Here is an 11,877-nt window from a genome sequence, read left to right on the forward strand (position 1 = left end):
CGGTTTTTTTTTATGCATCGGTTTTAGTTTGTTTATCTTTTCTGATTAGAAATCGTATAATTAAATAGGACCAACTTAATGTTTTAGCTATGAAAAATATATTAGTTTCAGTTGACTTTAATGAACAAGAAAAGGCAGTAGTTGATAAAGCTTATGAAATGGGTGCTGCATTTAAAGCTAAAATATGGTTAGTGCATATTGCTGCTCCTGAGCCTGATTTTGTAGGCTATGGAGTAGGTCCTCAATATATAAGAGAAATGAGAGCTTCAGAGCTGAGAGAGGAACATGAGCTTTTGCAAAAGTATACTAAAAAACTTGTTGATAAGGGAGTAGAAGCAGAGGCTTTATTAGTTCAAGGAGCTACTATTGAAATGATTATTAAGGAGGCTGAAAAACTAAAAGCTGATATGATTATAGCAGGACATCATGAACATAATTTTTTATATAAAGCATTTATGGAAAGTGTTTCTAATGGTATAATTAAAAAATCTAAAATTCCATTATTACTTGTGCCTATAAAGTGATCATTTTAGGTGTCTACTTTTTTTAGCTTTATTCTTACATAAAAAGTGCTACCACTTTCTTCATCGCTTTCGGCAGTAATTTCACCACCTAGGTTTGCTATTAATTCATTAGAAATTTTTAAACCTAAACCAGAACCTGTTTCGGCAGCAGTTCCTTCTTTTGATAAGGTCTCCAAAGAGAATATTCTATTTAGCTCGTTTTTTTTCATTCCTACGCCTTTGTCTTCAACTTTTAAAATGAGCCTACCACCTTCTTCTTGCGAAGTAATTTTTATTTCACTTTTATCATTAGAGAATTTAATTGCATTTGAAATTAGATTATTTAGGATAATAAATAATAGTTCTCGATCAGAAATAAACCTTAAATCTTTATCAATTTGAGTTTTCAGTCTTATCTGTTTTTTCTGTAATTCACTGCTATGATAACTCTTAATTTCAGATATAAAATTCCCTAATTCTATCTCTTGCTCTTGTGCTGTGTAACCTTCAAGTTGAGTTTTTATCCAAGCTATGGTACTGTTAATAGCTAATCTTGATTTCTTCAATTTAAGCAACAGTTTTTTTGCATTTTCAGAGGCTTCATCAGGAGTCATGTATTTCTTTATCAGCATATTGAGCATGCTTTCCAAAGTATTCATGGGAGTTTTAAAATCATGAATTACAGCAGAGAAGACTCTATCTTTCACTTTATTTAAATTATTTAATTCATCTCTCTGATTGGCTAACTGAGAATTAGCTTTATGGATCAAATCATTTTTTTCTTTTAACTGATGATTAAGCTTATTAGAGTTTCTGTAGAATAGAAAAATTACTATAAAAAGTAATAATAATAAGGCTGCTGAAATAGTACCTAAAATAGTATAATATTTCTGCTTTTCAGTTTCTTGTTCTTTTTCCAGAATCTGAAGTTCGGCTTTACGCATTCTAAATCTGTTTAGCTGACTTAAGTTTTCATTTGGCTTTATCTTTTCTTGAGCCATCACATATTGTGTCAAATAATAATATGCACTATCAGAATCATCTAGCTTTTCCCATATTTCATACAATAGTTTTGCACTGAGTTCAGCTATTTTAATATGATTGTCTTCAATGGCTAAACTGAAGGCTTTCCTTCCATAATCACGTGCGCTGATAGGATCATTATTTAGGAATTTAGCTTTTGCAATTCCAAAAAGACAGTTTGATTCTAAGTATGATGATAGTATTTTTTCTTTTCTACCTAATTCAATTACTTCTTCAAATTGTAATTCAGCCTCAGTATACTCTCCGCTTCTAAGTTGAGTTTCAGCTTTAGTTGAAAGAGCGTGTAATAGAGTAGATGTGTTTTGATTCTCATTGGCTAATTCAATTGAATACTGTACATATTTTATCGCAGAGTCGTTGTATTGTAATTCACCATAAGAACTTGCTAAATTGTTATAGAGAACATCTAAACGCTCATTTAGCTGATGCTTTTTTGCTATTTTAATAGCGGTTAAAGTATTTTTTGCTGATATATCATGATCACCTAAAATATAATAACTACCACTGATGAGGTTGATCGCTGTTATTTGCTCATTATACATTTCATACGCTGCAAATATTTTATTGGCTTCATCCAAATACTTTACAGCTTGTACTAATTTATTATACTTATGGTAAAGACTTCCTAAGTTTAAATAAATGAGGGCTTTGCATTGATCAGATAATTTGGTTTCTAACTCATCCTCCAAAACTTGAATGGCTGCGATTGAATTTCCACCCTGATCTTTTTCTTCAGAAATTGAAATGACTTCTTGAGTTTTTGCAGAACAAACTTGCTCTACCACTACTTGGCTATATACGGAGGAAATAGAAAGTAAAATGAAAGCAAGCGTCCAAATAAATCTGTTCATTAAAAGCAAGGGTGACATTATTATTTTATCAATTTAACAAATTGTATTTTAATAATGCAATTTTATACTCTTAATGTATAAGTTAAAGCCCTGTATATTTAGTGAAACTTCCTTCAAGCTATGAATTCAAGAAATAAATAATTAAAAATTTAAGTGTTTCAAGAGGAGTCAGTTTAAACGAAGCTACTCAAAAAGTCGTTTAAATAGTAAAATACTCATTTATGAAAGCTGTGTTAATTATTATAAGTATCTTGATTTTGGTTTTTGTTATAGTTCAACTTTATGCGATGCAGAGTCAAAATAATATTGAAACTTATCAGTATAAAGTAAATCAAAAGTTCGAAGATTTTGAAATCAGAACATATGATTCAAGTTTGTTTACTTCAGTTAAGCTTTCAGGAAATCAGTATAAAGATATGTCACGAAAGGGCTTTAGAACTCTAGCTTCTTATATTTTTGGAGATAATAAGATGAATGAAAGTATAGCCATGACTTCTCCAGTAAGCATGTCATTAGAAGATTCCATGACTATGATGTTTTTGGTTCCTAAAAAATACAGCAAGGAAGACTTACCACAGCCTAACAATACAAAAATTGAATTTCGTCAGGAACCCAATCGGAAAGTAGCAGCCATTAAGTTTGGAGGCTGGGCTAATGATCGTAAGATAAAAAAATATAGAGAAAAGTTGATGGAAGCCTTAGACAAAGAAGGAATTCAATATTCTAATCATTTTTATTTCTTTGGTTATAATGCGCCATTTGAAGTTTTTAATAGAAAAAATGAGATCATTGTTGATCTTAATAATGAAAATGAAGCGAAGGAGAGTCTTCAATAGTCTTCATTCAGATTGAGTGCTTTTATATTGGGGTAAAACAAATGATTATAAAATAGATTGTTAAAGGAGTAATATTGGTTACTCCTTTTTTTGTTAGGTTTAAATAAGAAAATGCCCAGTCATTTAATTACTGTTCAATTCTTTATAAGACTTACATATATTGATATTAAAATTATAAACTCATAAATATGAAATACTTACTTTTCCTTTTTGCTTTTATTGGAAGTTTTGTTTTGAATGCGCAATCCCCTATAATGCAACCTTCTATTTCTCCCGATGGTACACAATTAGCCTTTAGCTATCAAGGGGATATCTGGGTGTCAGATTTCAATGGTGAAAAATCTTCAAGGATCACTATTCATCAGGCCTATGAATCAAATCCAATATGGACTTCAGATGGTAAAAAAATAGTTTTTTCAAGTGATCGTTTTGGAAATGAAGATATTTTCAGCATTCCAGCTGTAGGGGGTGAGCCAAGCCGTTTAACCTATCATTCGGCTTCTGATATTCCTTATAGTGTAGCATCAAATGGGGATATTATTTTCACAACCAGTAGAAATTATAAGCAGGTAGAAAGAGAGTCAGAAATATTTGTTTTAAAGAATTCGTCTACCACTGAGACTCGATTTATGGATGCCTTAGGTTTAGAACCTTCAATTTCTCCTGATGGAAAGAAAGTAGCCTTTGTACGTGGCACTTGTCGAATTGAAAGAGAGGCTTATGAGGGTCCTGCAAATCGTGATGTTTGGGTTTATGATATGCCTTCAGGAGAATATCAACAGATTACTACTGATGCCCATAATGATTTCGCACCTCAATGGTTAAGTAATAACGAACTACTCTATATTTCAGGAAAATCAGGAAGATATAATATTCATAAACAATCTTTAGAAGGAGAAGCAGAGCAATTGACCTCAGAAAAGGATTTTGGCATTTTATCTTTTTCTATCAGCCGGGCAGCGGGTAAGATAGCCTATCAAACTGCTGAAAAGTCTTATACTTTTGACTTGCCAACAAAAGTAAAGTCAACCATCGATATTGAAATTGCTACAGATTACCGTTTTGACCCGGTAGTGAAGGAAAATATGAAAAATAGAGTAGATGAATTTGCCATTTCTCCCAATGGAAAATTTATAGCATTTGTTAATAGAGGTGAAATTTTTGTAAGTAGGAACGATAAAGAAGATGATAAATCGGTTCGATTAACGGATGGCCCTGCTCGTGAAAGAGATATTAGTTGGTTAAATGATGAAGTGTTATTATTCATATCAGATCGTGAAGGACAAAATGATCTCTACAGTATTCAATCAACGAATGAACAAGAAAAGGACCTATTCTATTCATTCAAAAGGAAAGTAAATCGCTTAACGAAAACAGAGGAAGAAGAGTCCAATCCCGTAGTGAGTCCAGATGGTAAGAAATTAGCCTTATTGCAAGGAGGGAGCAAATTGCAAGTATTTGATATTGATGCATCAGGGAATTTAAGTAACGGAAAAGTGTTATTAGATGGATGGGATGAGCCTTCTGGTATTAGTTGGTCGCCTGATAGCAAATGGTTGGCATACAGCAAATCTGATTTGAATTTCAATAGCGAGGTTTTTATTCATGCCGCTGATAATAGTAGAGAAGCTGTTAACGTGAGTATGCATCCCAAAAGAGATTATAATCCCATATGGAGCAAAGATGGTAGTAAATTAGGTTTTGTATCCGAAAGAAATAATGGGGATAGTGATATATGGTTTGCATGGCTGAAAAAGGAGGATTGGGAAAAATCACAAGCGCAATGGAAACGATATGAGAAGGAGGCAAAAGATAAAGAAAAGGAGAAAAAAGAAGGCGATAGTAAGGAAGAGAAAAAGGAGGAGAAAGTAGCTGATGTCGATATTGATTTTGATAAGATTTACCTTCGTCTTCAACAGATTACTCGCTTCACTGGTGGAGAGTCAGATTTTGCATTTGATGAAAAAGGTGAATTTATATACTACATCAATAGTGGAGTAAGCCGTAAAGACTATGAAATTGAAAGAGCGCTATACAAAATTAAATGGGATGGTAGCGATAAGAAAATGATTACTGGTACATCAGAACCTTATGGTATTGCCAAAACTCCTATACAGGGAAAGCTTTACTTTATGATGAAAGGAGGCTTGATTTCACAACTTGAAATAAAATCTGATAAAATTGAAAAATTACCAGTAAGCGCTGAAATGAAAATTCGATATCAGGAAGAGCTGGCTCAAATTTTTGAAGAAGGCTGGAGAATACTAGAAGCAAGATTTTATGATCCTGAATTTCATGGGCAAGACTGGGATGCTTTAAAAGCACAATATAAGCCGATTGCTTTATCGGCCTCTACTAAGCAGGATTTTCAAAGCTTTTACAATTTAATGTTGGGTCAACTTAATGCCTCCCATATGGGGCTTTATGGTAGAAATGAGCAGAAAGAAACTCAAAGTGAAAGAACAGGTCTCTTAGGAGTAGAAGGGGAAGTTTTAAATGGGGGCTTTAAAATTAGTCGAATTGTGATGAATAGTCCTGCTGATAAAAATGAAAGTAAATTACAAACAGGAGATATAATTAAAGCCGTTAATCTGCAAAATGTTGAGGATGCTACAAACTTCTTTGCTTTATTGGAAGGAACAGCGAATGAACGTACTCTATTAACAATTGAGCGGAACGGAGAGGAAAAAGAGGTCATTATATGGCCCAGCAATTCACTACGCTCAGAGCTTTATGATGAATGGGTGGAAAATAGAAGAGCGCTTGTGGACGAATATTCTGAGGGTAAGCTAGGGTATTTACATATACAAGGCATGAATTGGACTTCTTTTGAGCGATTTGAGCGAGAGCTAACAGCAGCGGCTTATGGTAAAGATGGAATTGTAATTGATGTTCGCTATAATGGTGGAGGATGGACTACTGATTATTTGATGGCGGTTTTAAATGTAGATCAACATGCTTATACCATTCCTAGAGGAGCAGCCCAAAGCTTGAAGGAACATAAGAATTTTAAGGAGAATTATCCTTTTGGAGAGCGACTTCCACTTGCTTCTTGGACTAAACCATCTGTCGCTTTATGTAATCAAAATTCCTATTCCAATGCTGAAATCTTTTCACATGCCTATAAAACCCTTGATTTGGGTACCTTAGTGGGTACTCCAACTTTTGGAGCTGTAATTTCTACTGGCGGAGCAGGCTTACAAGATGGTTCTTACATTCGAGTGCCTTTTAGAGCCTGGTATGTTAAAGCGACTGAAGAAAATATGGAGAATGGCCCTGCTGTGCCTGATGTTATTATCGATAATCCACCTGCTTATAAAGCAAAAAATGTGGATCCACAATTGAAGAAATCAGTAGAAGTTTTATTAAAGCAGTTGAATTAATTACATTTTAATTAAAAATTAAAGGGGGCTTAGAGCCCCTTTTTTGTGTTTAAATTCTTAAATGAAAGAATAGCCTGAATTATTGTTTTTAATAACAGTAGTTTCTCGTTTTACTTTATATTAAGTAAGAATTATTTCTATTTAATAAATTAACAATAAAGGCTTTAATCATCATATCGGAATTTTAACCTTTTTTTTGTGGTTCAATTATTTGCTGTAACTCTATTTATAGGTTTGAATTTCATTATTGAACTGCTCTTAAATCATTTACCAGGCTTTCAGTATAATTCATTTTTTGTAAAATTCTACTTCCTTTTGACTGTATAACTATTTGAATTGAATAATAAAATCTTTTAAAATTTATATTGATTTTTTCGTATCTTAATTCACAAACTAAACTATCTAACCATCTACAAGTTTCTGCTGCATGAATCGATTCATAATCTGTTTAATATTATTTATTCCGTTTCAGGGCCTTTCGAATTGGCAAAGAGAATGGGATATTGCGATAGATTCTAGTGCAAGATTATCAGTTGATGAAATACTAAATGGAGATTATTTCCAAATTAAAGATACAGCTAAAATAAAAAGCTTTGGCCTAACTTCAAATGTGATATGGATGAAGTCAGCTCTTGATATGCCTGAGGGAGGATCAGTAACATTAGACAATCCACTAATAAGATATATAGACTTTTTTCTTTTAATGGGAGATTCTATTATTCGACACGATTCATTTGAATATCAACAAAATAGAAAAACAGGTAAATCTGAACTATCAGTTTTAATGTTTGATATTCCACAAGACTTTAAGGGCGAAATGTTATTTAGGTTTGAAAGCTCTGAGCCATTGTTTATAAAGATAAATGTCGTTCAGGAAGAAGATGAAAACGTCTTTTTTGCAAAAGCTGCAATGATAGGATATATATCAGCTGGGGCCGTTCTGGTGCTGGGTTTATTATACCTTATTTTTTTTATTTCGCTAAAAGATAAGATATATCTATTATACTCTATCTATAGTTTGACTGTAATCATCACTTTACTAAGAGTTAATGGCTTGCTTTATGTATGGTTTCCTTTTTTGAGAGTATTAAATGATTTTACATCAATTTTCGGATCACTAGTATCCATCGCTGTAGGGATATTCACAATATATTTTCTTCAGTTAAAGAAGTATTCTAAAATAATGCTATGGGTGATCAGAATTATGGTTGTTTTACAGTTTGTTTCTGTAATTATATCCTTTTTAGGATATAATAGAGTAGCATTTTTATATACTGATTTTATAGCCTCTCTATTTATACCTACTGTTATAGGTTTAAGTATTTGGTTATGGTTAAAAAGAGAGTATAAACCTGCAAAATATTATTTGCTAAGTTTTACTTTTCTTTTTGTGGGGGCCGTTATTTATTTATTAAGAAACTACGGCATTATCATATCCGAATCAATTATTTTAAATCATTCTCTTGATTTAGGAATTGCTTTGGAAATGATTTTTTTGGCAGTAGGCCTTTCTAAAAAGGTAGACTCATTAAGGATAGAAAAAAATAACCTTCAGGCAGAAAATATCCGAATCTTAAATCAAAAAAAAGAAGAATTGGAGTACCTAGTACATGAGCGAACCAAAATGTTAGAGGCTCAAAATGAAGAGATTATACAGCAACAAGAAGAAATTACAGCAATTAATGATTCTTTAGAAAAAACGGTTAAAAAGAGAACCTTACAGCTTCGGATACAAAATGAAAAGCTGCTTGATTATGCTTATTTCAATGCCCATAAAGTTAGAGGTCCCTTGGCTCGAATACTTGGGTTAGTTTATTTATTAAAACTAAATAATACTGATGATATTGACGAAATGGTAAATCAGATTGATGAATCAGCCCAAGAACTAGATATTGTAATTAAAGAAGTAAACACTTCTTTGACAAGTGCTGAAAAGAATGATTTGATGGATTTGGATGAAAATTGATTTATATAAGATTTTAGAATTAATCAATTGGGCCTCTTCAAACAATCTGTGTTTCAGAATATTTTGAAGACATTAATTTACTATTATTATAAATAAATAATTTCTAGATAATTTTTTCATGCAACTGTTAAAATTTAATAGAAGTTATAAATAGCATATCCAATTAAATGAAAGGCTTACAATATATTTTAACATAGATATTAAGAATTGTTAAAAGACTATTTTAGAGTATTTTTCTCAAATTAAAAGTAAAATGAAGCTATTTTCTGATCCTTATGATCCTAATAAAAATATACTTCCTCATGGAGGTATTGTGCAATATCATGGGCAACTGTTCAGTCAGGATGAAGCATTGTTTTACTTTCAGAGTTTAATGAATGAAATAGACTGGGAACACGATAAGGCAATCATCTTTGGTAAGGAGATCATTACAAAACGAAAAGTTGCATGGTATGCTGATCAAGCATTTTCTTATACCTATTCCAAAGTCACGAAAACTGCAAAAATTTGGACTCCAGAACTTCAGGAAATCAAAAGTAAAGTGGAACAGCAATTAGGAGAAACATTTAATTCATGTTTATTGAATCTATATCATTCAGGAGAGGAGGGGATGGCTTGGCATAGTGATGGAGAAAAAGATTTAAAGGATAATGGAGCCATAGCTTCAGTCAGTTTCGGTGCAGAACGAAAATTTGCTTTTAAGCATAAGGAAACTAAGGAAAAGCTAGAGTTGATCCTCGAGGATGGTAGCTTATTAATGATGGGAGGGAGTTGTCAGAAGAACTGGTTGCATCGTTTACCGCCAACTAAAAAGGTGCAAATGCCAAGAATTAATTTGACATTTAGAACCATCGTGAATCAATAAGTTTATAGCAAGTTAATCTCCCATCACTGTAATAGTAATTTTTCTACCTCCTGCATGGTTTCTATGTTCACATAAATAAACACCTTGCCAGGTACCGGTTAACAGCTTTCCATTACTTAGGGGCAAACTTACGGAGCTTCCAAGAAGGGAGGCTTTAATATGGGCAGGCATATCATCTGAGCCTTCAATAGTGTGTTGGTAATAGTCCATGTTTTCAGGCACCATCTTATTGAAATGACGTTCGAAATCACCTCTTACCGTAGGATCTGCATTTTCATTTAAGGTAAGTCCAGCAGAAGTGTGATGAATAAAGATATGAACAATCCCAGCCTCAATATTTTTTAATTCAGGCATATTTTGATCAATTTCTCTTTCTATTAAATGAAAACCTCTAAGGTAAGGTTTTAGCTGAAAAGTGTGTTGTAATGTTTTCATAATTGATTAATCATCTATGCAATTTAAGAGTGTTTCTTATACTTGCTAAAAAATAACTCGATTTAAGGAAATGAGATTTGAATATAAGAGATTGTTTAGAGAAAAGGTAGAGGGGTCTTGAAGTTCGGTATTAGGAGTTATGGTATTACAAAACTAAAGGCACAAGCGGGACGATTGCTCCAGGAGCACCTGAACGTACTTTATGCTTCAATGAAGTTCAAAAAATTATGCGCATATGCTTTTTAATTAAAAATCTATGCGTGATCAAAAATTCTTTTTACGCATATGTAAAAATTAGAGTGCGCATATATGCGAGGGTCAAAGTAAGTACGCATATATGCGTGCTTAAAAAAGGTGCGCATATTGTATCGTCCTAAAATAACTTTACGGTTTTACATTATAGTCCTACTACAACTTTACTAAAATGGATTATTCTACTTATAACTCTTGAAAAAATATAAATCGTGGGAAAAGTATTTTTTGACCTTTGCCGTAAACTATACTTGGATATTCTGTTTGCTTGTTGATAAATTATTTATTTTTAAACTTTCAACCTTAATGACTAAGCATGAAAAGATCATTCTTTTTTATTTTCATTCTACTCTCTCCATTAATTGTCAAAGCTCAGCTTAACTTTGGGTTAACTACTGGAATTAAAGATTATAATGCCCAAAATAATTTAAGTGGAAGGTATCAAAGTGTGGATATCAGATTAAATGACAATGGTGTTGATTACATTCAGGGAGGCGTATTTTTTGAATTGAGCAGTAAGAAATATTCTTTTTTAGTATTAAGGCTAAATTTAAAAACCCATAATAATAATTTTACGGTAACCCCATTGGATTATGATCCTCCTGGTGATGGACCTTTTATGATTCCAAATGCTAAAACTTATTTTTCGCATTATAGATCACATCTTCTGGATATTATTCCCTCTATAGTGATAGATAGAAAAGTACAATACAGAATGGGTATAGGCTATCAATTAAATTATATGCATCATAAAAACCCTGAAGGCCTGGATCGAACGGGCTATGATGACCGGTGGTGGTCACAACCCAGTAACCAAAAAACCTATTATTTTGCTAATGAAATCATTCAGGAAAATCCTATTAAAGCTTTTCATCATAGTATCCTATTAAATGCAGAAGTTAGGTTTTGGCATCTAGGATTAGGTATTCAATATTTAAGATCATTAAACTCTATAGCAGAGCCCGTAAATTTTGATGGGGCGTTTATTTATCCATTTGATATGCAGACTCAGAACTTTTCAATAGACTTAAATTTTTATTGGAACCGAATAAAGCTCTTTGATTATTAATAGCTATTATTTTGCGTATAGTAGGGGTTTATAAGAATTGAGAATAATTGATTTTATAGTCACAATCAATATTATTTCAATATTAGATGGAAATTGCGTTTTCCTTCGTTGTGGTCTTGAGGTGGAACCATTTGTTAACATAAATGAAGTGAACCATAGGCTTATAGCTCAAGGCAGTCTACTCTATTGTAGCAAATTATATCATGGGCTAGTTTCTTTATCAAGATATCTACTACCTAGCCTTTTAATTGAGATTTCCTTACCGAATTTAAACCGAACAATTCTCGCACCGAGAAATTCCGCCATGTCTCTAAAAGATCGTTTTTCTACTTCACTAAATTCAGAGATGTTTGGGTGATAGGGATTTAAAATAATAGTTCTCCGGAAATGGATTAAATCTGATTGTGTTAATTGATTAATTAAATCTTTTAAAGTTGATTGCGGTTCATCCATAACCGTCATTAAGAGTCTTTCATTGCTAAAAGTCAAATTGTCACCAGATTCTAGAGACTCTCTAGTTTTTAAATTGGTGACTTTAACCTTATTAGGTCTTATCTCAATTAAAATGTACTCGTGAATTGTGAACATAATTACTTGCAATGACCAGCAATGATGGGTGGGATTAGAAAGCACTAACCTCTCCCTCTCGCATACAGCCACACGTTTGTTTAAA

The 11,877-nt window shown here is 32.6% G+C and carries 9 protein-coding genes; 6 read left to right on the forward strand and 3 right to left on the reverse strand.

Annotated features, from left to right (window positions below):
- The first annotated feature begins 89 nt into the window (after positions 1-89).
- Positions 90-524: a universal stress protein gene (locus tag QYS47_RS06775; RefSeq protein ID WP_322348142.1), complete on the forward strand. Its 435-nt coding sequence runs from the start codon at positions 90-92 to the stop codon at positions 522-524.
- Between the two features lie 5 nt (positions 525-529).
- Here the strand turns inward: QYS47_RS06775 and QYS47_RS06780 are convergent, their stop codons facing one another.
- Complete coding sequence (locus tag QYS47_RS06780; protein WP_322348143.1) at positions 530-2,398, reverse strand: tetratricopeptide repeat-containing sensor histidine kinase; 1,869 nt, start codon at positions 2,396-2,398, stop codon at positions 530-532.
- A gap of 221 nt (positions 2,399-2,619) precedes the next feature.
- Here QYS47_RS06780 and QYS47_RS06785 point away from each other — a divergent pair, with 221 nt between their 5' ends.
- From QYS47_RS06785 to QYS47_RS06800, 4 genes are all read left to right on the forward strand, one after another.
- On the forward strand, positions 2,620-3,234 hold the full coding sequence (locus QYS47_RS06785; protein WP_308357253.1) for an SOUL family heme-binding protein: 615 nt from the start codon (positions 2,620-2,622) through the stop codon (positions 3,232-3,234).
- Positions 3,235-3,422: 188 nt separating this feature from the next.
- Positions 3,423-6,617, forward strand: a complete 3,195-nt coding sequence (locus tag QYS47_RS06790) for a S41 family peptidase (protein ID WP_322348144.1) — start codon at positions 3,423-3,425, stop codon at positions 6,615-6,617.
- Positions 6,618-7,044: 427 nt separating this feature from the next.
- Positions 7,045-8,583, forward strand: a complete 1,539-nt coding sequence (locus QYS47_RS06795; protein ID WP_322348145.1) for a sensor histidine kinase — start codon at positions 7,045-7,047, stop codon at positions 8,581-8,583.
- 253 nt (positions 8,584-8,836) lie between these two features.
- Positions 8,837-9,448, forward strand: a complete 612-nt coding sequence (locus tag QYS47_RS06800; RefSeq protein WP_322348146.1) for an alpha-ketoglutarate-dependent dioxygenase AlkB family protein — start codon at positions 8,837-8,839, stop codon at positions 9,446-9,448.
- Between the two features lie 12 nt (positions 9,449-9,460).
- On the opposite strand, the gene QYS47_RS06805 is transcribed toward QYS47_RS06800, so the two are convergent.
- A complete protein-coding gene (locus QYS47_RS06805) occupies positions 9,461-9,883 on the reverse strand; it encodes a secondary thiamine-phosphate synthase enzyme YjbQ (protein WP_322348147.1) in 423 nt (140 codons plus the stop codon).
- A gap of 568 nt (positions 9,884-10,451) precedes the next feature.
- Between QYS47_RS06805 and QYS47_RS06810 the strand changes: the two genes are divergently transcribed.
- Entirely contained in the window at positions 10,452-11,204 is a 753-nt protein-coding gene (locus QYS47_RS06810) for a hypothetical protein (protein WP_302127030.1), read from the forward strand.
- Positions 11,205-11,405: 201 nt separating this feature from the next.
- Here the strand turns inward: QYS47_RS06810 and QYS47_RS06815 are convergent, their stop codons facing one another.
- A complete protein-coding gene (locus QYS47_RS06815; protein WP_322348148.1) occupies positions 11,406-11,864 on the reverse strand; it encodes a hypothetical protein in 459 nt (152 codons plus the stop codon).
- Positions 11,865-11,877: the final 13 nt, after the last annotated feature.

Origin of the sequence: Marivirga arenosa, assembly GCF_030503875.2 — a bacterium.
Lineage (GTDB): Bacteria > Bacteroidota > Bacteroidia > Cytophagales > Cyclobacteriaceae > Marivirga > Marivirga arenosa.